The organism is Enterovirga sp. CN4-39 (genome assembly GCF_049446235.1).
Taxonomy (GTDB): domain Bacteria; phylum Pseudomonadota; class Alphaproteobacteria; order Rhizobiales; family Beijerinckiaceae; genus Enterovirga.
The window spans coordinates 137,410-156,415 of sequence record NZ_JBMSEF010000013.1 but is presented as its reverse complement, the minus strand read 5'-3'; the positions used below and the strand labels follow the sequence as shown (position 1 = coordinate 156,415).

Here is a 19,006-nt window from a genome sequence, read left to right as displayed (position 1 = left end):
GGCTCCCTGCTTCGCCAGGCTGCCCGCCCCGGAGATCGTGGTGCCGAAGCTCGCATCGCTCGCCTGATCCAGAACGAGCGCCGCGTCGTTCGTGATCGCGCCCGTCCCGAAGCTCGTCACAGAACCCACGAGCGTGCCGGCCGCGACCGTCGTGCCGCCCGCATAAGTGTTCGTGCCGGTCAGGGTCAGCGTGCCCGCTCCCTGCTTCGCCACGCTCCCCGCCCCGGAAATCGTGTTCACCAAAGTCCCGGCGCCCGCCTGGTCCAGAACAAGCGCTGCCTCGTTCGCGATCGCGCCCGTCCCGAAGCTTGTCGCCGAGCCCACGAGCGTGCCGGCCGTGACCGTCGTGCCGCCCGAATAGGTGTTCGTGCCGGTCAGCGTCAGCGTCCCGGCACCCTGCTTGGCCAGGCTGCCCGCCCCGGAGATCGTATTCGCCAGGGTCCCGGCGCTCCCCTGATCCAGAACGAGCGCTGCCGCGTTCGCAATCGCCCCCGTCCCGAAGCTCGTCGCCGAGCCGACCAGCGTGCCGGCCGTGATGGTCGTGCCGCCCGCATAGGTGTTGGCGCCCGAGAGGACCAGCGTGCCTGTTCCGGTCTTGCTGATCGCGCCGCCCGCCGCCGTCCCGGCGCTGTAGGTGCCGCCCGGCAAGCTGGCCGCGCTGTCGTCCGCGATCGTTCCGCTCAAGGTCACCGTGGCGCTCGCGCCGGGCGAGAAGGTCACGGTCGCGCCCGTCTGGAGGAACAGGTCGCTGCCGGCGCCGGCGCCCGCACCAGCCGAGGGGCTGGCGCCGCCCGTTGCGGCACCGCCCGTGAAGGAACTCGTTGCCGTGGACTCGACGATGAACTCCGCCCCGGCGCGCACGAACACGGCACCACCGAACGCGGCGCCCCCGCCGCCGCTGTACGAACCGGTACCGCCTCCCGCGCCGCCCGCGCCCGGGCTGCTTCCGCCGCCAGCGCCGCCGCCGAAGCCACCAGCCCCGCCGGCCGCGTTGCCGCCACCGCCGCCGCCACCGAAACCGCCGGCGCCACCGTTGCCGACGCTCGCACTACCGCCGCCGCCGCCGAAATCGGCTCCGGCCCCGCCGTTTCCGCCGTTAAAGCCCGCTCCGCCGCCACCGCCGCCGATGGCGGAGGCGTCGTTGCCGCCGAGGCCGTAGCCTCCCCCGGCACCCGCGGATCCGGCCGCGAGCCCACCGCCGCCACCGCCTCCGGCGCCACCGCCGGTCTGAGCGGGCCCACCGTCACCGCCACCCAGGCCGCCGCCGCCACCGCCACCGCCACCGCTGCCGGTGCCGGTGCCACCGGCCCCGCCGCCAACGCCCGGCGCACCCGCGGCACCGGGCGCCCCGCCAGTGCCCCCCGCGCCGCCGGGGCCGGCCCCGCCCGCGCCGCCCGGCGTCGAGTTGTAGCCGCCGCCACCGCCACCGCCGCCGCTATAGCCGCCACCACCGCCGCCGCCATCGACCGTGCGGCCGCCACCGCCGCCGAGACCACCGCCGCCGCCGGCCGATCCGCCTGTCGAGCCCCGTGTCGCGTCCCCGCCAGCACCGCCGAGGGCGGCATTGCCCGCGAAGTTGACGTTCGCGACCGTCACCGAGCCGGCGTTGACGAAGATCGCGCCGCCTGCGCCCAACCCGCCGCCGCCACCCGAAGCGCCATCTCCGCCCTGGGCACGCCCGTTCGCGAGCGTCAGGTTCTCGATGCGTGCCGTGCCACCGAGAATGAAGAAGACGCGGTTGGCGTCGTTGCCGCTGATCGTGAGCCCAGCGCCCCTGACCCGTCGATAGTGACGGTTCCGCCCCCCGTCGGGTCGATCGCCGTGAGCGGCCCGCCCGCGCCCCCGGCGACGATGGTCTGGCCTGCGAGTGAAGAGTCGAAGGTGATCGTGCCGCCGCCGGCACTGTTCACCGCTGCTATCGCAGCCCGAAGAGATCCTGCGCCGCTATCGAGGGTGTTCGTGACGACGAAGCTCAGGGCCTGGGCGGGAATCGCCGAGAGCACCAGGAGGCCGATCCCGACCAGAGCGGTCGAGCCCGCGAGGCGGCTTCTCAGCCCGCGCAGCCTCCCCCCGGACCCAAAGATATTTTGCCAAGCCCTTGTAGCATATCCGCCCGATCCTGCGGACCGCGCTTCCGACTCTGTCGCTTTGCCGCTCTTCTTTGTCGAATTCACAACCGGCAGATCAAAACAACCTGAGCGCATCTTGGTCTATCTTCTCACGACAATAGCGGCCCTCGAGCGGACATACGCTCGGAAGGCGATCGGCTTCGGCGATGATTCGGAACGATTCTCGCGGGAGAGGTATGTAGATCAAAATGGCTAGGCAGAGATACTGCCTTGAGCGATTGGCCCGAGGGAGATGTTGGCAGCGGGTCTCGGTGCGCGCGGCCGGCAGCCGTTGCCAATTCCGGGCCCAGGAGGCATGGCCCTGCTCTCACATCGCAGGCTGCAGACGGCGGGCCATAGGGCGGCAGGAGCGAGACAGCGCTCTTCGCCCAGAATCAAAGGAGGCAGGTCCGGTCTCCCGGGCCTGCCTCCTACGCGAACGGATAGGTTAGGTGATTTTGGCGTGCGCCTGTCAGAGGCGGTAGCGGATCTGGTCCGTCCAGAAGCGCTCCAGGCGGACGAGGGCCTGGTTCAGCCGGGTGAAGTCGTCGCCCGAGATGCCGCCGATCGGCTCGATCGTGCGGGCGTGCTTGTCGTAGAGGGCGGAGACGACCTCGTGCACCTGCCGGCCCTTCTCGGTCAGGCTGATGCGGACGGAGCGGCGGTCCACCCGAGAGCGGGCGTGGTGGAGGTAGCCCATCTCGACGAGCTTCTTGACGTTGTAGGAGACGTTCGAGCCCAGGTAGTAGCCGCGGGTGCGCAGCTCGCTGGCGGTCAGCTCCTTGTCGCCGATGTTGTAGAGCAGCAGCGCCTGCACGCTGTTGACGTCGTCCCGGCCGCGCCGCTCGAACTCGTCCTTGATCACGTCGAGGAGGCGGCGGTGAAGCCGCTCCACCAGATGGAGCGCCTCCAGGTAACGCGGCTTCACGCCTTCCTCTGCGGCCGGAGCTTCCGGCTGAGCGACCTTCTTCGCCAGGTTCGTCGTCATCTGATGCCTCATGCCCTGTTTGCCGGCCGGTTTTTCCCGGTCCGTTATGAGGACAATCTAGGTTAGCCCGATGAAGACCACTTTAAGTAAGAGGATGAATCGCCGGTTTACACTTCAGAGTAAATGAAAATTGAAATCAAGGTTTCTTATAGTTTATCAAGCGTTACCAGATCCTACAAAATCGTTATCTCAGCCCTCATCTACGGCCGCGAGCCAGGATATAGTCAAGTACATCATCAGAGCGAGAATGAAGAGTGCGATGGTGAGAGCGCTATCCGACAGGATGCGGGGGAAGAACATCGCAAGAATCAGGTGGCTCATGACAGCGAGAAGCCAGAGCACACCCCCCCAGGTGGAGGTCAGCCAGAGCCCCACCCCGGCCAGCAGATCCATGACGGCGAAGTAGACCGTCGCGGCCTGGTGGCCCGGCGCGCGCAGCTCGAAGGGCGCGCCACTGCCGATGCCCAGCACGGCCCCCCAGGCGAGCAGCCCCTTCGTGATCCAGACCAGCGCCATTGCGCGCATGAACCAGACGAGCACGCGGTTCCAGCGCACATGCCGCGTCGGCGCGGCCGCAAGCAGCCGGTCGTCCTCCTGGGCCATGTCGGCCGGCCCGCGCACGAGACGAACACCCATTCAGGCAGCTCCGAGTTCCTGGGCGCCGAGCCCTTCGAAATGCGCCGAGACCCAGGCGGGATCGACGTTCGCGATTCCCTCGTGGCTCCAGCGTGGCGCGCCGTCCTTGTCGATGATCGCGGCCCGGACGCCCTCGTAGAAATCGGGGTCATGGACGACGCGATTCACGATGCGGAACTCAGTCGCCATCGCCTCCTCGAAGGAGAGGTCGCGCCCGCGCCGCACCTGTTCGAAGGCGATCGCCATGCTGGAGGGCGCCTTCGTGCGCATGTCCGCGGCGGTGGCCTTGGCGAAGTCGGATCCGGCGGCAGCGGCCTCGTCCAGCCGGGCCAGGATGGCCGCGACGCTATCGGCCGAGAAACAGGCATCGATCACCGCCCGCTCGCTGGCGACCGGGCCGGGCAGCGCCGGGCGGGACGCTGCCGCGAGCACGCGCTCGACATCCTCCCTGCCCGCCAGCCTGTCGAGAAGCCCCGGATACGCCTCGGACGGGACGACATGCGTCGCGAGCCCGAACGTTCCCGCATCGTCGGGACCCACGCGCGCGCCGGTCAGCGCGAGGTACATGCCCGTCGCGCCGGGAAGGCGAGGCAGGGCGTAGGTCGCCCCGACATCGGGGAAGAAGCCGATCGCGACCTCCGGCATGGCGAAGCGGTAGCGGTCGCCGGCGACGCGATACCGGCCGTGGAGCGAAACCCCCACGCCGCCGCCCATGACGATACCGTCGATCAGCGAGACATAAGGCTTCGGATAGCGCTTGATCCGGATGTTCAGGTGGTACTCGTCCCGCCAGAAGGCGAGCGCCTCCTCGTGCCGGCCCTCCCTCCCCGCCTCGTAGAGGGCGCGGATGTCGCCGCCGGCGGAGAACGCCTTGCCCCCGGCCCCCTGCAGGACCACGCGGGTGACGTCCGGGTCGCGCTCCCATTCGTCCAGGGCGCGGGCGAGCTCGAGCACCATGTTGTGGGTGATCGCGTTCAGGGCCTGCGGCCGGTTCAGGGTGACGAGGCCGGCAGCACCTCGCCGCTCGCAGATGATCTCTGGGTCGCTCATGGGCCAGCGGCTTAGCGGCGGGGGGGAAGCGGTGCAACGTTGCCGGCCCGGGCCGGCGCTCCAGCGCCTCGGCGGGCGGCTTCAGCCCTCCTGGCGCGCGATGACGGCCGGCAGGCTGCGGACGAGGCTGAGGGGATCGAACGGCTTCTCCCAGACCGTCACGTGGCGGAAGCGGGGCGGCAGCATCGCCTCCTGGTAGCCGGTCGTGAAGATGAACGGCACGCCCGCCCGCGCGAGAACCTCCGCGGCGGGGAAGCAGAGCTCGCCGCCGAGATTGATGTCGAGCACCCCCAGATCGATGCGTCCGCTCTGCTCGTGGATGAGTGCCAGCGCCTCGTCGCAGGTGGCGACGGGGCCCACCACCTCCGCCCCGGCGGAATCCAGCGCAATCCGGATGTCGTCCGCGATGAAGAACTCGTCCTCGACGACCAAGACGCGCCGCGTCTGAAGGCCTTGCCCCGCGGAAGCTTGTGCCATGCCGGCCCCCTGCCTCGCGCGGACCTTACTCCGGCAACGGAACGGCCACAACGACGTCGCCGGCACGCGCCCACCACGCGGAAGGCGAGCCGGAGCAAGCCTCGGCCCGTCGATCCCTGCACCGGCATGACCGACCGATTGCGGTTGGCCCGCGGCGGCTTCCGCAGCTATGACCGGCCAAAAGGATCTCCTTGCGATGAACGAGAAGGCGAGCCGCCCGGTGCGGCGAGTGGGAGGCGGCGCCGGATTTGCGGGCGACCGGATCGATCCTGCGGTGGCGCTCGCCGCCTCCGGCGAGGTCGATGCCGTGGTGCTGGAATGTCTCGCCGAGCGCACCCTCGTGCCCGGGCTCAGGGCGCGGCGGCAGAATCCCGAGGCGGGAGCCGATCCGCGCCTGCGGCGCCGCCTCGCGCCGCTCCTGCCGGCAGCGCGCAAGATGGGCTGCAGGATCATCTCCAATCTCGGGGCCGCCAATCCCGCGGCGGCGGCACGGCAGATCGCGCGGCTCGCCGCCGAGGTCGGGGCCGGCGGGATCAGGGTGGCGGGCGTGGTCGGCGACGATGTCGCGCGGCATCGCGACGCCATCGCCTGGGAGCGCCCGATCGAGGGCACATTGCTGGGAGCCCACGCCTATCTCGGTACCGAGGGGCTGATCGAGGCGATCGAGGGCGGCGCGGACGTGGTGGTGACGGGCCGGGTTGCCGATTCGGCTCTCTTCGCAGCCGAACTCGCCCCGCATCTCGACGGCAGCGAGGATGCCTTCGCGAACGCCACGATGATCGGCCACCTCCTCGAATGCTCCGGGCAGATCACGGGCGGCAATTTCGAGGCGCCCGGCGGGGACTCGCTCGACGGCGCCGGCTTTGCGCGGCTCGGCTATCCGATCGCCCGCGTCGCTCCGGACGGGTCAGCGGAGATCGGCATCCTCGACGGGCTTCCGGGGCGGGTCGACAGGCTCACCTGCACGCTGCAGCTCCTCTACGAGGTCCATGACCCGGCCGCGTACATCACGCCGGACGCGATCGTGGATTTCTCCCAGGTCCTGATCGAGGAGATCGGGCCGAACCGGGTCCGGGTGTCGGGTGCGCGGACGGTCGGGCGTCCGGAGCGCCTGAAGGTGTCCGGCTTCGTCGAACGCCCGGGAACGCTGGCGGATGTCGAGCTCTCCTATGCGGGCACGGGCGCCCTCACCCGGGCACGCCACGCCGCGGATGCGCTGCGCATCCGGCTCGACCATTTCCCCGAAGGCGCCCTCCGCATCGACCTCGTCGGCGTCGATTCCGTGCTCGGCGGCGCATCGAAGCCCGGCAATGCCGCTCCACCGGAGGTGCGGGTCCACGTCTCCGCCGTCTGTGACGACGAGGAGGACGCGCAGGCGATCGAGGACGAGATCTACACGCTGACCATCTGCGGCCCCGCGGGCGGCGGCAGCGTTCGGAGCGAGCGGCGGCCGCGCATCGAGGTGCTCGACGGGTTCATCGACCGGGATCTGATCGAAACCGCGATCGTATGGGGTTGAGGCGATGAGGGTCGGCGACATCGCCTGCGGGCGTTCCGGAGACAAGGCGAGCACGCTCGACCTGACGCTCGTCGCGCGGGACGAGGCGGCCTACCGCCTGCTCGAGCGGACGCTCACGGCCGAACGTGCCCAGGCCGAAATCGCGAAGGCGGTGCCGGGCACCCTGCGCCGCTACGAGCTGCCCAAGCTCCTGGCGCTGAAATACGTGATCGACGGCGCCCTCCCCGGCGGCGTCTACGCGACGCTCCATGCCGGCCTGCACTGGCAGAAGGCGGCGACCTACGTGCTGCTCGACATGGAGATCGAGCCGGAGCAAGCCGGCTCATGAAGAAGGTGCTGCTCGTCACCGGCGGGAGCGGCGGCATCGGCCGCGCGATCGCGTCGCTGGCCGCGCGCGAGGGCTATGCGGTCGCCCTCACCTACCGGTCGAACCCCGAGGGCGCGCGCGAGGTGGTTCGCGAGATCGAGAGCGGCGGCGGCAGGGCCGCGGCCTTCGAGGCGGATCTCGGCCGCGAAGACGAGATCGTCCGCCTGTTCGAAAAGGTCGACTCGGCGCTCGGGCCGCTCTCCGCATTGGTCAACAATGCGGGACAGATCGGCTGGGAAGGCCGGGTCGACGAGGCGCGCGCGGAAGACCTGAACCGGCTCTGGGCGGTGAACGTGACGAGCTACTTCATCTGTGCGCGGGAGGCGGTGCGCCGGATGTCCACGCGCCATGGCGGACGGGGCGGCGCGATCGTCAACGTCTCGTCCCTCTCCGGCCGCAGCGGCGGGCGCGACCGGCGCGTGCACTATGCGGCCAGCAAGGGCGCCATCAACACCTTCACGCTCGGCCTCGCCAAGGAGGTCGCCACCGAAGGCGTGCGCGTGAACGGCGTCGTGCCGGCCTTCACGGCGACCGGCATCCACGACGCGTTCGGCGGCTCCGAGGAGCGCGCCCGGCGGATCGTCGGGACCATCCCGATGGGACGGATCGGCCTGCCCGAGGAGACGGCCGAGGCCGTCTTATGGCTCCTGTCGGACAAGGCCTCCTTCGTCACCGGGACGCTGCTGGACGTCGCCGGCGGGAGCTGACCTCGCCCTATTGCGGCTCGATGCCGGCGCTCTTCACGATCGCGGCCCATTTCGTGATCTCGGCCGCAACCTGATCGCGGAGTTCCGCCGGCGTCGAATGCGAGGGCTGGATGCCCACCGAGGTCAGCTTCGCCTGCGTCGCAGGATCCCGCACGGCGCCCGCCAGCGCGGCGGTCAGCCGCTCGGCGACCGGGGCCGGAATCTTGGCCGGCGCGAAACCGGCGAAATAGGCCACGATATCGTAATCGGGCACCCCGGCCTCCACCATGGTCGGCAGGTTCGGCGCAAGGCCGATGCGGAAGGTCCCGGAGACGGCGAGGCCGCGCACCTTGCCGGCCTCGATCTGCGGCACGCCGCTCTGCGGATCCGCGAAGGTGAAGGAGATCTGGCCGCCGATCACGTCCGTCACCGCCGGCGGAATGCTGCGGTACGGAACATGGGTCGCGTCGAGGCCCGTCCGCATCTTCAGGAGCTCCCCGCAGACCCGGGACGAGCTCGACCCGGACCCGAAGGTGAGCTTGCCGGGATTTGCCTTTCCGTAAGCGACGAGCTCGGCGACGCTCTTCGCCGGGATCGCGGGATTCACGATGAGGATCAGCGGGTTGTAGCCGAGCCGCGAGAGCGGCGTGAAATCGCCGAGTGCATCGTAGGGGACGCGCTTCAGCAGGCTCTGGTTGGCGCCGTGGGTGGTGTTGGTGGTGATCAGCACCGTGTAGCCGTCCGGCTCGGCCCGGGCGACCGCCTGGGCGGCGAGGACGCCGCTCGCGCCGGCGACGTTCTCGACGATCACGGGCTGCTTCAGGTCCGTCGAGACCCACTCGCCGACGATCCGGGCCACCGCATCCGTCGCGCTTCCCGCCGCGAAGGGCACGACGAACTTGATCTGCCTCGTCGGGAAGCTGTCGGCCAGGGCCATCCCGCCGCGACTTGCGGCAGCGGCGCCAATCATGCCCGCACCGAACGTCCTCCTCGAAATCATACGCGTTCTCCCTACCGCCTCCTCGGGCGTTCGAAGGGCTATAGCGAACGGGATGCGCCGGGCGAAGCACGTAGACAAGGCTTCGCGGCTATCGGCCGCTCACGACGCGGCCTGCGCCCCTTCGGACTTGGTGTCGAGCTGGCCGAGGGTGAGCATCAGGCGCTGCAGATCCCGGTCGACCTCGGTGAAATCGGCGCTGCCGGGGAGTGCACTGGGTGGCCGGTAGGGAGCCGCGGCCAGGATATTCACGTTCTCGTCCTGGAGGGCACCGATCTCGCGGCGGATGTCGGAGATGCGTGCGACCTGGTCGGGCGTGGGGCCGTGAGATGCGAAGGCGCGGGCCAATGCCTCCATCGAGTGCCGCAAGGCATCGACCCTCATCACGGCCTCGCGCGGGCCGGAGGAGCGCGGCCCGATCTTCCATGCGCTCTGCAGGGGCGCGAGGGTGGTCTGGCAATCGGCATGGGCCGCTTCGATGGCCCGCAATTGCCGCGTTATGGCGACCTCGTCATGGGCGGGATCGCAGAACAGGGCCAGGAGAGCGTCGATGGCCCGGAGGAAGGACCTGAACACGGTCGCAAGACGATCCTGGGTGCGCGTCGGGAAGGCCAGCAGCGAGACAAGAATTCCCGCCGCCGCCCCGACGCCGGTCTCCTCGAGCCGTATGACCAGCAGGTGCGGGGTGAATGCGCCGACGAGCCCGTAGACCAGGGAGATGGCGATGGTCAGGAAGACGCAGAACACCGTGTAGGATTCCGCCATCAGGAAATAGGCGATCATGATCGACAATGCGGTCAGGACGATCGTCGGCAGGAACGCTCCGTCCAGGAAGGTGGCAAGCGCGATGCCGGCAACGATGCCGATCGCCGTGCCCAAGGTCCGGTTCAAGGCGCGGACCAGTGTCTCGCCGGTGGAATGCGTGTTGGTGAAGACCAGAAACGCCGTCATGACGGCCCAGAACCACCTCTCGTGCGACAGAATGAGGCCCAGCGGCAGGGCGATCGCGGAGGCGAGGGTCACCTGGACGGCCTGACGGAACTGGGGATCCTCCATGAGCGTCCCCGCGCGCTTCGGAGCGGCCTTCGCCCGCGGGGCCGTGAAGATGCTGTCGGGGATGGCCGAGACGCTCTGCATGATCTCGAGCCGGATCCGCTCCAGAACGGCAAGCCGGGGCTGGAGGTCGGACGGAGCAGCTGGCACGCCTCTCACGGCCGCCATGCAGCCGTCGATCGCCAGACGGAGGTCGAAGAGCCGGCCCGCGAGAGCGGCCGCCTCCGGGCTGGCGTCGAGGGGCAGGTATTCCTCTGCGTGCCCGAGCGCGTTCCTCGCCTTCCGGCGCATCCAGGCGAGCTTCCGCAGCTCGCGGGCCGGGTGCTTGGAGACGGCGAGGTGCCTCCCCTGACCTTCGAACTCCCGCACGAGCGTGCTCACCGCCCGCACAGCCCGGCGGAAATCGTCGGCCGGTCGCTCGGGCAGGATGTAGTTCCGCACGAGATGCGAAATCACGGTGCTCACGACCAGCGACACCGCGATACCCGTCAGCTCGCCGTCGACGGGCTTCAGGAACCCCGAGAGGATGCAGCAGAAGAATGCGAAGAGCCCCACCGCCTTCCAACGGTCGCCGAAATGGGGCGCGTAGACGGCCAGCGCGATCACGCAGAGCATGACGGCATTCACGGCGAGGAGCCGGTGCTCCAGGAACGTGATCACGCAGATGACGCCGAAGCCTGCGACTGCCGAGTAGGCGCGCGTCACCGCGCGCGCCCATGGCGTTTCGTCTCGGACGGCCACCGTCCCCTGCAGCGTGGTAACAAGGCCGATTGCGGCAGCGGAGTGCGATAGCGGCAGGAATAGGTTGACGACGACGAGCGCAAGGCTGACGCAGACCAGGGACAGTAGAACACGGCAGCCAAGGCGGAATTGGATCAGGGTCGGATCGATCTCGAGCAGCCAATTTTCCACTTGCCGCAGAAACGGGGGCGATGGCCGTGCCCTGTCGCTTTCAACCACGAGAGCTTTCCGTCAGGATCTACATATGGAACGCCATGCGATACTGTTCGTCCGATCCCCAGCTTGCCTCGGTGACTGAACAGCGCCGGCAGCAAGTGGTTCCGGCTTGGCCGGGCTGACAGGCATCAGGCCCAGACGCATGTTCGATGGCGCACCGGCGCGCCGCATCCGGGCAAAAGCGGCAGTGCGGCGTTACGTATTCTCCCAGATCTGTTTTGGACCATTTCAAATGTGCTAGGGACAGGCACCGCTCGCGAGAAGCCGCCCGAGGCCGCCCCGATGTCCAATGTCCGTTCGATCTCCCGCCCCGCGATCCGGGAGGTCGTGCGCGAGACATTGAGCCCCGAGGCGCCGCCCCTCGCGCTCAGGAACCGCCCTCGCCGGAACCGCAAGTCGACCTGGAGCCGCGCCCTGGTGCGCGAGAACGTGCTCACGGTCGGCGACCTGATCTGGCCGATCTTCCTCGTGGATGGCGAGAACAGGCGCGTGCCGGTCAACGCCATGCCGGGCGTGGAGCGCTTCTCCGTGGACGAGGCGGTTCGCGAGGCGGAGCGCGCTGCGAAGCTCGGCATCCCGGCGATCGGCGTGTTCCCCTACACGGACCCGGCGCTCCGCGACGAGCGCGGTTCGGAGGCCTTGAACGCGAAGAACCTCGTCTGCCGGGCCGTGCGGGCCATCAAGGACGCGGTGCCGAATGTCGGCCTCATCACCGACGTCGCGCTCGACCCCTATACGAGCCACGGCCATGACGGCCTCCTCGACGGCGACCGCATCCTCAACGACGAGACCGTGGCGGTGCTGGTCGAGCAGTCGCTGATTCAGGCGGCCGCGGGCGCCGACATCATCGCGCCCTCCGACATGATGGACGGGCGGGTCGCGGCGATCCGCGAGGCGCTGGACCGCGCGGGCTTCCTCGACGTCCAGATCATGGCCTATGCAGCGAAATATGCCTCGGCCTTCTACGGCCCGTTCCGCGACGCGCTCGGCACCAAGCTGAAGGGCGACAAGCTCACCTATCAGATGGACCCGGCGAACTCGTCCGAGGCGCTGCGCGAGGTCGCGCTCGACCTCGAGGAGGGCGCCGACATGGTGATGGTGAAGCCCGGGATGCCCTATCTCGACGTGATCCGCCGGGTGCGTGACACGTTCGACGTGCCGACCTTCGCCTACCAGGTGTCCGGCGAGTACGCGATGATCCAGGCGGCGGCGCAGAACGGCTGGCTCGACGGCGAGCGCGCCATGATGGAGAGCCTGATCGCCTTCAAACGCGCCGGCGCCGACGGGATCCTCACCTACTACGCGCCGCTCGTTGCGGACCGGCTCCGCCAAGGCGCCTAGCGAAGCTCGAGCACCACGGGCTGGTGGTCGGACAGCCGCGTTTCGGTGTCGTAGCGGATGTCGGTCACGCGCGGCGCGAGGTCGGCCGTGACCAGGATGTAGTCCGCGCAATGCGGCTCGCCGTAGCGCCCGTCGGCGATGCAGAAGGAATGCGGATGAGGCACCTCGCCGTTCCGCACCGTCCAGGCATCCACGAAGGGTAGCGTTCCGTCGTCGAAGGGCTCGAGCAGGCGCAGCCGCGTCGGGTCCGCCGGCCGCATGTTGAAGTCGCCCGTCAGGATCGCCGAGCGTGAGCCGGGCTGGACGAGGTACGGCCCCGAGCCGGCATCGCGCGGCGTCATCTCCCGGCTCGATGCCTGTGCATGGGCGGCGCGGATCGCGTCGACGCCGAGGGCGCGCAGCTCGGCCGAGAAATACTCCAGATGGGTCGTCAGGACCCGCACCGGCCCGAAGGGCGCCACGATGCTCGTCTCGACGAGCATGCGCGGCATGTTCAGACCGGCAACACCCGGCCACGGCAGCTGGTGCCGCAGCACCTGCCGCAACGGCAGGCGCGAGAGGACCATGTTGCCGAAGCGGCGGCGCCCGCCGGCCTCGTCGAAGATCTCGACGCCCGTCCCGGTCACGGCCTGGTAGCCGGGCAGCAGGCGCGCGATCGCGGCGAACCCGTCCGCCCCGTCGCTGCCGGCAAGATCCGGCATGTTGTCCGCCACTTCCTGCAGGCAGATAACGTCCGGATCGGCAAGCTCCCGCGCATGCGAGACGATGCGGGCGAGATCCACCCGGCCGTCCATGCCGAGCCCCCACTGGATGTTCCAGGTGAGAAGCCTCACCGGATGCCGGCTCGGATGAAGCTTTGCACGAACTGGCGCTGGAAGAGCAGGAAGCCGATCAGCAACGGCGCGGAGGTCATCAGCGTTGCCGCGCAGATGATCGACCAGTCGACGCCCTGGTCGCCCGAGGAGAAGATCTGGAGGCCGACCGTCAACGGGCGGGCCTCCACCGAGTTCGTGACGATCAGCGGCCAGAGGAAGTTGTTCCAGTGGAAGCTGACCGAGACGAGCCCGTAGGCGACGTAGATGGGCTTGGCGAGCGGCACATAGACCTTGAGCAGCGTCTGCAGCGCGGATGCGCCTTCGACGCGCGCCGCGTCGTCCAGCTCGCGCGGGATGGTCCGGAAGGTCTGGCGCAGGAGGAAGATGCCGAAGGCCGACGCCACATAGGGCAGCGCGATGCCGGGGATCGTGTCGACGAGGCCGAGGAAGCTCATCGTCCGGTAGTTCTCGACGATGAGCACGTCCGGCATCACCATCAGCTGCGCGAGGACCAGCGCGAAGGCGATCTCCCGGCCGACGAAGGCGAAGCGCGCGAACGCGTAGGCGGCCAGCGTGCCTAGCACGAGCTGGCAGGCGAGGATCAGGGTCACCAGGATGAAGGTGTTCAGGAAGTAGCGCGCGAACGGCGCCGCCTCCCAGGCGCGCACGAAGTTTTCCAGCGTCCAGGGCGCCGTGAGCGAGAAGCGCGTCGTGTCCTCGATGGCGTGGAACGCCGCCCAGACGGCGAAGAGCAGCGGCAGGATCCACAGCACCGCAAGCAGGATCGCACCTGCGGATTCGAGGAAGGCGGAGACGCCCTTCGGGTCGTAGGGGCTCGTGGGGGTGGCAGGGCGTGGCCGCGCGATCCTCCCTCGAAGGGGGAGGTGGCGGGCGCGCAGCGCACGACGGAGGGGGCCAGCCCAGCCTTCGCCCCACCCCGGTCGGCTCCGCCGACTCGCCCTCCCCTGCAGGGGAGGGACCAGCGGCTCGCTGCTCATCGGTAATGCACCCGCCGCTCGAGGATTCCGTACTGGATCGCGGCGACGAGACCCAGGATCGCGAGGAGCACCACGGTCAGGGCCGCCGCATAGGCCGTGTCCCAGAACGAGAAGCCGGTCTGGTAGATGTAGAAGAGGACGAGCGTCGTCGCGTTGTCCGGCCCGCCCCGGGTCATGACGATGATCTGGTCGATCATCCGGAAGGCGTTGATGACGGCGTTGATCAGCACGAACAGCGTCGTCGGCATGAGGAGCGGGAACTGCACGCGCCGGAAATAGGTCCAGCGCGAGGCGCCTTCGAGGTTCGCGGCCTCCGCCAGGACCGGCGGGATCGATTGCAGCGCCGCCAGGTAGAAGATCATGAAGAACCCGGCCTCTTTCCAGATCGCCACGATCGTCACCGCCATGAGCGCGGTGTCGGGCGAGCCGAGCCAGTTGCGCGAGGGCAACCCCATCGCGCCGGTCACCTGCTCCAGGAGGCCGTATTGAGGCGTGAAGAAGAACAGCCAGATGTTGGCCACCGCGATCATCGGCAGCACGGTCGGCGTGAAATAGGCCACGCGCGCGAAGGTGCGGCCCGGGATGCGGTCGTTCACCCAGACGGCCATCAGCATGGCGAGCCCGATCGAGAGCGGGATCGTGGCGGCGGCGTAGATCAGGTTGTTGGTGAAGGCCTGCCAGAAAACCGGGTCGGCAAGGATCTGCTCGTAATTCGCCATCCCGACGAACCGGGACGGGCGGCGCGGACGCGCGGTCGAGTAGAAGCTCTCGATCAGGCTCGCCAGCGCCGGCCAATGCGTGAAGGCGACGAGGAGCACCATGGCGGGGGCGAGCAGGCCCCAGCCGATCAGGGTTTCGCGGGTTCGGGTGGTCATGCTGCCGCTTGTCCCTTCTCCCCGTGGTCACGGGGAGAAGTCGAGTCGCGCGTCAGCGCGACCGGATGAGGGGCGAGGATCGAGGCGCAGCCCCTCGCCCGGCCGGCGCCTCCGGCGCCGCTCGACCTCTCCCCGCAAGCGGGGAGAGGATGCGCGTGCATCACCGATATGCCTTCAGGATGCGCTCGGCCTCGGCCTGGGCGTCCTTCAGGGCGCGCTCCGGCGTCTTTGTGGCGTTGAGGGCGGCCTGGATGTTGTCCTCGAGCGCCTTGGTGACGCGCTGGTTCTCGTGCGTCGAGAGCTCGGCCAGCGCGTATTGCAGCTGGTCCCGCGCCACGGCCGCGGGCGGGAAGGCGGCCACGTACTCCTTCATGACGGGCGTCTCGTAGGCGGCGGGGCTCACGGCCACGTAGCCCGTGTCGACGCTCCACTTGGCGGCCCGCTCGGGCTGGGTCATCCAGCGCACGAACTTCACCGCCGCTTCCTGTTGCGCCGGGTTCGCCTTCTTCGACAGGTAGAAGTTGCCGCCGCCCGTCGGCGAGCCGCGCCGCTTGTTGGCGGGCAGCATCGCGACGCCGAAGGGAAATTTCGCGTTGTTGCGGACGTTGGTCAGGTTGCCCGTTGTCGTCCACATCATCGCGGTCTTCCGCTCGAAGAAGTCGCGCGGCGTCGTTCCCCAGTCGATCACGCCCGGCGCCATGACCTTGTGCTTGCGCGACAGGTCGACGAGGTAGTTCAGGGCCTCCAGCGTGCCGGCATCGTCGAAGGACGTCTTGTTGCCGTCCTGGTTCGCGAGCACCGTCCCCGACTGGATCGCGAGAGACTGGAGAAGCCAGTAGGCGAAGCCGGTCGTCGGGATCTGCGTGCCCCATTGCTGGGTGTTGCCCGAGCCGTCACGCTTCGTCAGCTTCTCGGCGAAGGCGAGATGCTCGGCCCAGTTGGCCGGCGCCTTCTCGGGATCGAGCCCGGCCTCCTTGAAGGCCTCCTTGTTCCAGTAGAGCACGATCGTCGAGCGCTGGAACGGGATGCCCCAGGTCTTTCCCTCGGCCTGGCTGTTCAGCATGAAGGCCGGGTAGAAGCTCTTCACCCAGGCCTGGTCCTCGGCGGACTTGAGGAAGCCGTCGAACGGCACGGCGGCGTCCTCGTCGATCATGGTGAACATGTCGGTGGACAGCAGCACCGACAGGGTCGGCGGCGTGCCGCTCTTATGGGCGGTGAGAACCTTGACGATCGTCTCCTGGTAGGTGCCGGCATAGGTCGGCGTCACCTTGATAGACGGGTTCTCCTTGGCGAAATCGGCCGCGTAGCCGTCGATGATCTTGGTGATCGGCCCGCCGACCGCCACGGGGAAGAAGAACGAGACCTCCGTCGTTCCCTGCGCCAGGGCCGGCTTCGCCAAGCCCGCTGCCCCGAGCGCGGCCGCGCCCGTCCCCACCACAAACTGTCGCCTGTCCATAGTTCCTCCAACGGCCCGCCATCGCGTGCGGGCTTCTCGCTTATCGTCAGCTTTGTATCGATGACGTGACAGCGTCGCGCATTCAAGCCACGCGGCGGCCGTCCGTCGCATCGAACCAATGGGCTTCCTCGGGCGCCCAGCCGAGGCGGACCGCCTCGCCCGGCCGTGCCTCGAAGCGTCCGCCATGGCGCACGACGAAGGGCGCCCCGCCGATCCGCGTCTCGACGAGCGTGTCGGCTCCCAGATACTCCACCGCGACGACCTCGGCCGGCACGCCCTGCTCTGGATCGACGCGGACCGCCTCCGCCCGCACGCCGCAGCTGAGCTGCGCGGGATCGCCGGGCAGCGCCAGCCAGGGCCGGTCGGCGACGCTCGCCCCGGGAACGACGTTCATGGGCGGATTGCCGATGAACCGTGCCGCGAAGGCGGTGGCCGGCCGCTCATAGAGCTCGGCCGGCGTGCCGTTCTGCTCGATATGCCCGGCCCGCATGAGGATGATGCGGTCCGCCATCGTCATGGCCTCAGCCTGGTCGTGCGTGACATAGACCATGGTCATGCCGAGCCGCTGCTGCAGGGCGCGGATCTCCCGGCGCATCTCCAGCCGAAGCTGCGCGTCGAGATTCGAGAGCGGCTCGTCCATGAGGCACACGGCGGCCTCGGCCACGATGGCGCGGGCGAGCGCCACGCGCTGCTGCTGCCCCCCGGACAGCTGCGACGGCTTACGGCCGAGCAGCGCGGAGAGGCCCAGCATGTCGGCGGCACGCTTGAGCCGGTCGTCCCGTTCGGCTGCGCCGACCTTCCGGACGCGAAGGCCGAAGATGATGTTCTCGGCCACGGTCAGGTGCGGAAACAGTGCGTAGCTCTGGAACACCATCGCGATGCCGCGCTGCGCGGGCGGCAGATCCGTGACGTCCCGGCCGCCGATGACGATGCGCCCCGTGCTGGGCGTATCGAGGCCGGCGATCAGGCGCAGAGTCGTCGATTTCCCGCAGCCGGACGGGCCGAGAAGGGCGACAAAGTCGCCAGCCGCGACCTCGAAGTCGATCCTGTGAAGAGCCGTGGCGCTGTCCCAGGACTTGGAAACGCCACTTACCGCGATGTCCGACAACGCCTTCCCTCGGCCAAGCTGCCGGGCGCTTCTGGCATGGGTGGATGACGGGGGGAAGGCAAGCGAGCGCCCGGATACCCACCAAAGCGGGCCGAGCCCGCGCGATATCGCTTTATCTCCGGCCAGCAATCCCGGATGATCACGGAAACTGCCGACCAGTCATGCGGTAGATCAGGGAGTAGAACGCAATGGCGGACGGCCAGCCTCGCAGAGGAGCGAGTTCCATAATCTCGACGATGCTTCGGACGGTCTGTTCCGCGAACTCGCGCCGGGGCTGACCACGCGCATCTTCGCCGGCGAGCAGGCGATGCTGTCGGTCGTGACGATCGCGCCCAATTCCGAGGGAACGCTTCACCATCACCCCGAGGAGCAATGGGGCGTCCTGCTCGAAGGCTCGGCGATCCGGGTCCAGGGCGGCGAGGAGATCCCGGTCGCGAAGGGCGATTTCTGGCGAACGCCGGGGGACGTGCCGCACACGATGCGGGCAGGGCCGGAGGGGGCGAAGGTGCTCGACATCTTCAGCCCGCCGCGGCCCGAATACCGAAAGCCGGGACGCGGCTTCGGGCAATCATAAGCGGACAAACGATCCGCACGGGAGGAACCAAGGATGAGCTTTCTGACCAGACGGCATGCCCTCGCCGCGGGGGCTGCCTCCCTTCTCTGTGCGCCCGCACTGGCGCAGGGCGCACGCACGATGCGCATCGTCGTGCCCTTTCCGCCGGGCGGCTCGACGGACGCTCTTGCCCGCATGCTGCAGGCGCGGCTGCAGACGATGTCCGGCCAGACTACGATCGTGGAGAACATGCCGGGCGCCGCGAGCGCGCTCGGTGCATCGCACGTAGCGAAGAGCGCCCCGGACGGGCTGACGCTGCTCGTGACCTTCGATTCCCACACCGTCATTCCGGCCATGGTCGAGAACCCGCCGCTCGATATCGAGAAGGACCTCGTCCCCGTCAGCCTGGTCGGTACCGCGCCCTATGTGCTCGCGACGCACAAGGACAAGCCGTTCAAGAGCTTCAAGGACGTGGTCGAGGCAGCCAAGGCGCGGCCGAGATCCGTCACCTACGCTTCGGTCGGCATCGGGACGATCGGCCACCTCGCCATGACGCTCCTCGCCAAGCGGGCCGGTGTGGAGATCATCCACGTCCCCTATCGCGGCGGCGGCCCGGCCATGAACGACCTGCTTGGAGGCCATGTCGACCTCCTCTGCGGGTCGATCGCGCTCGTCGCGCCGCAACTCGGCGGCCCGGTGGTGCGGCCCGTGATGCAGATGGGCGCCCAGCGGCTTCCATTGATCAAGGAGACGCCGACGGCGATCGAATCGGGGTTCGACGGCTTCGAGGCCTTGGCCTGGTGGGGCGTGTTCGCACCGGCAGCAACCCCGTCCGACACGCTGAACAAGCTGGCAGCCTCCGTGAAGGAAGCGCTCTCGGAGCCGGAGATCGCCAAGAAGCTGCAGGAATCGCAGCAGATGACGCTGGTCTTCGGCGATCCGGCCGCCGCGAAGCCCTTCTTCAGCAGGCAGACCAAGGTCTGGGGCGACGTCGTCCGCGAGAACAACATCAAGGCATGACG

At 68.9% G+C, this 19,006-nt stretch carries 18 protein-coding genes; 6 read left to right on the top strand and 12 right to left on the bottom strand.

Features of this window, described 5'->3' with window-relative positions:
• The 5 genes from ACO2SS_RS20170 to ACO2SS_RS20150 all read right to left on the bottom strand — a co-directional run.
• A partial coding sequence (locus tag ACO2SS_RS20170; protein WP_423279569.1) for an autotransporter-associated beta strand repeat-containing protein occupies positions 1–1,635 on the bottom strand: 1,635 nt, incomplete at its 3' end.
• 945 nt (positions 1,636–2,580) lie between these two features.
• Positions 2,581–3,096, bottom strand: a complete 516-nt coding sequence (gene ldtR / locus ACO2SS_RS20165; RefSeq protein WP_423279568.1) for a transcriptional regulator LdtR — start codon at positions 3,094–3,096, stop codon at positions 2,581–2,583.
• Between the two features lie 189 nt (positions 3,097–3,285).
• Positions 3,286–3,732 (bottom strand): DUF6163 family protein, encoded by a 447-nt coding sequence (locus ACO2SS_RS20160; RefSeq protein WP_423279567.1) that lies wholly within the window; start codon positions 3,730–3,732, stop codon positions 3,286–3,288.
• Positions 3,733–4,782 carry an enoyl-CoA hydratase/isomerase family protein gene (locus ACO2SS_RS20155; RefSeq protein ID WP_423279566.1) on the bottom strand — a complete coding sequence of 350 codons (1,050 nt, stop codon included), beginning with the start codon at positions 4,780–4,782 and terminating at the stop codon, positions 3,733–3,735.
• An 81-nt stretch (positions 4,783–4,863) separates the two neighbouring features.
• Positions 4,864–5,259 carry a response regulator gene (locus ACO2SS_RS20150; RefSeq protein ID WP_423279565.1) on the bottom strand — a complete coding sequence of 132 codons (396 nt, stop codon included), beginning with the start codon at positions 5,257–5,259 and terminating at the stop codon, positions 4,864–4,866.
• 196 nt (positions 5,260–5,455) lie between these two features.
• Here ACO2SS_RS20150 and ACO2SS_RS20145 point away from each other — a divergent pair, with 196 nt between their 5' ends.
• Genes ACO2SS_RS20145 through ACO2SS_RS20135 form a run of 3 tightly spaced genes read left to right on the top strand, consistent with a single transcriptional unit; the run spans position 5,456 to position 7,852 of the window.
• A complete protein-coding gene (locus tag ACO2SS_RS20145; RefSeq protein WP_423279564.1) occupies positions 5,456–6,778 on the top strand; it encodes an acyclic terpene utilization AtuA family protein in 1,323 nt (440 codons plus the stop codon).
• Positions 6,779–6,782: 4 nt separating this feature from the next.
• Positions 6,783–7,106, top strand: a complete 324-nt coding sequence (locus ACO2SS_RS20140; protein WP_423279563.1) for an AtuA-related protein — start codon at positions 6,783–6,785, stop codon at positions 7,104–7,106.
• Positions 7,103–7,852, top strand: coding sequence for an SDR family oxidoreductase (locus tag ACO2SS_RS20135; RefSeq protein ID WP_423279562.1), 750 nt, complete (start codon positions 7,103–7,105; stop codon positions 7,850–7,852). The genes ACO2SS_RS20140 and ACO2SS_RS20135 overlap by 4 nt, the downstream gene beginning before the upstream one ends.
• Before the next feature lie 7 nt (positions 7,853–7,859).
• Here ACO2SS_RS20135 and ACO2SS_RS20130 read toward each other — a convergent pair whose 3' ends face one another.
• Together ACO2SS_RS20130 and ACO2SS_RS20125 are read right to left on the bottom strand one after the other, a co-directional pair.
• Positions 7,860–8,831, bottom strand: coding sequence for a Bug family tripartite tricarboxylate transporter substrate binding protein (locus ACO2SS_RS20130; protein WP_423279561.1), 972 nt, complete (start codon positions 8,829–8,831; stop codon positions 7,860–7,862).
• Between the two features lie 99 nt (positions 8,832–8,930).
• Positions 8,931–10,793, bottom strand: a complete 1,863-nt coding sequence (locus ACO2SS_RS20125; protein WP_423279560.1) for an FUSC family protein — start codon at positions 10,791–10,793, stop codon at positions 8,931–8,933.
• 327 nt (positions 10,794–11,120) lie between these two features.
• On the opposite strand from ACO2SS_RS20125, the gene hemB reads away from it, so the two are divergent.
• Positions 11,121–12,179, top strand: a complete 1,059-nt coding sequence (hemB, locus tag ACO2SS_RS20120) for a porphobilinogen synthase (protein WP_423279559.1) — start codon at positions 11,121–11,123, stop codon at positions 12,177–12,179.
• Here the strand turns inward: hemB and ACO2SS_RS20115 are convergent.
• From ACO2SS_RS20115 to ACO2SS_RS20095, 5 genes are all read right to left on the bottom strand, one after another.
• Positions 12,176–13,012, bottom strand: a complete 837-nt coding sequence (locus ACO2SS_RS20115) for an endonuclease/exonuclease/phosphatase family protein (protein WP_423279558.1) — start codon at positions 13,010–13,012, stop codon at positions 12,176–12,178. The genes hemB and ACO2SS_RS20115 overlap by 4 nt on opposite strands.
• A complete protein-coding gene (locus ACO2SS_RS20110; protein ID WP_423279557.1) occupies positions 13,009–13,992 on the bottom strand; it encodes a carbohydrate ABC transporter permease in 984 nt (327 codons plus the stop codon). Before ACO2SS_RS20110 ends, ACO2SS_RS20115 begins: the two co-directional genes overlap by 4 nt.
• Entirely contained in the window at positions 13,989–14,867 is an 879-nt protein-coding gene (locus ACO2SS_RS20105) for a carbohydrate ABC transporter permease (protein ID WP_423279556.1), read from the bottom strand. The genes ACO2SS_RS20110 and ACO2SS_RS20105 overlap by 4 nt, the downstream gene beginning before the upstream one ends.
• Positions 14,868–15,027: 160 nt before the next feature.
• Entirely contained in the window at positions 15,028–16,323 is a 1,296-nt protein-coding gene (locus ACO2SS_RS20100) for an ABC transporter substrate-binding protein (protein WP_423279555.1), read from the bottom strand.
• An 82-nt stretch (positions 16,324–16,405) separates the two neighbouring features.
• A complete protein-coding gene (locus tag ACO2SS_RS20095; RefSeq protein ID WP_423279554.1) occupies positions 16,406–17,431 on the bottom strand; it encodes an ABC transporter ATP-binding protein in 1,026 nt (341 codons plus the stop codon).
• Positions 17,432–17,579: 148 nt separating this feature from the next.
• On the opposite strand from ACO2SS_RS20095, the gene ACO2SS_RS20090 reads away from it, so the two are divergent.
• Positions 17,580–18,005 carry a cupin domain-containing protein gene (locus tag ACO2SS_RS20090; RefSeq protein ID WP_423279577.1) on the top strand — a complete coding sequence of 142 codons (426 nt, stop codon included), beginning with the start codon at positions 17,580–17,582 and terminating at the stop codon, positions 18,003–18,005.
• A gap of 33 nt (positions 18,006–18,038) precedes the next feature.
• Complete coding sequence (locus ACO2SS_RS20085; protein ID WP_423279553.1) at positions 18,039–19,004, top strand: tripartite tricarboxylate transporter substrate binding protein; 966 nt, start codon at positions 18,039–18,041, stop codon at positions 19,002–19,004.
• Positions 19,005–19,006 lie beyond the last annotated feature (2 nt).

Coding starts and splice junctions, on each gene's coding strand:
- ldtR (WP_423279568.1), bottom strand. CDS start 3,096: ATGACGACGAACCTGGCGAAGAAGGTCGCTCAGCCGGAAGCTCCGGCC.
- ACO2SS_RS20160 (WP_423279567.1), bottom strand. CDS start 3,732: ATGGGTGTTCGTCTCGTGCGCGGGCCGGCCGACATGGCCCAGGAGGAC.
- ACO2SS_RS20155 (WP_423279566.1), bottom strand. CDS start 4,782: ATGAGCGACCCAGAGATCATCTGCGAGCGGCGAGGTGCTGCCGGCCTC.
- ACO2SS_RS20150 (WP_423279565.1), bottom strand. CDS start 5,259: ATGGCACAAGCTTCCGCGGGGCAAGGCCTTCAGACGCGGCGCGTCTTG.
- ACO2SS_RS20145 (WP_423279564.1), top strand. CDS start 5,456: ATGAACGAGAAGGCGAGCCGCCCGGTGCGGCGAGTGGGAGGCGGCGCC.
- ACO2SS_RS20140 (WP_423279563.1), top strand. CDS start 6,783: ATGAGGGTCGGCGACATCGCCTGCGGGCGTTCCGGAGACAAGGCGAGC.
- ACO2SS_RS20135 (WP_423279562.1), top strand. CDS start 7,103: ATGAAGAAGGTGCTGCTCGTCACCGGCGGGAGCGGCGGCATCGGCCGC.
- ACO2SS_RS20130 (WP_423279561.1), bottom strand. CDS start 8,831: ATGATTTCGAGGAGGACGTTCGGTGCGGGCATGATTGGCGCCGCTGCC.
- hemB (WP_423279559.1), top strand. CDS start 11,121: ATGTCCAATGTCCGTTCGATCTCCCGCCCCGCGATCCGGGAGGTCGTG.
- ACO2SS_RS20110 (WP_423279557.1), bottom strand. CDS start 13,992: ATGAGCAGCGAGCCGCTGGTCCCTCCCCTGCAGGGGAGGGCGAGTCGG.
- ACO2SS_RS20105 (WP_423279556.1), bottom strand. CDS start 14,867: ATGACCACCCGAACCCGCGAAACCCTGATCGGCTGGGGCCTGCTCGCC.
- ACO2SS_RS20100 (WP_423279555.1), bottom strand. CDS start 16,323: ATGGACAGGCGACAGTTTGTGGTGGGGACGGGCGCGGCCGCGCTCGGG.
- ACO2SS_RS20085 (WP_423279553.1), top strand. CDS start 18,039: ATGAGCTTTCTGACCAGACGGCATGCCCTCGCCGCGGGGGCTGCCTCC.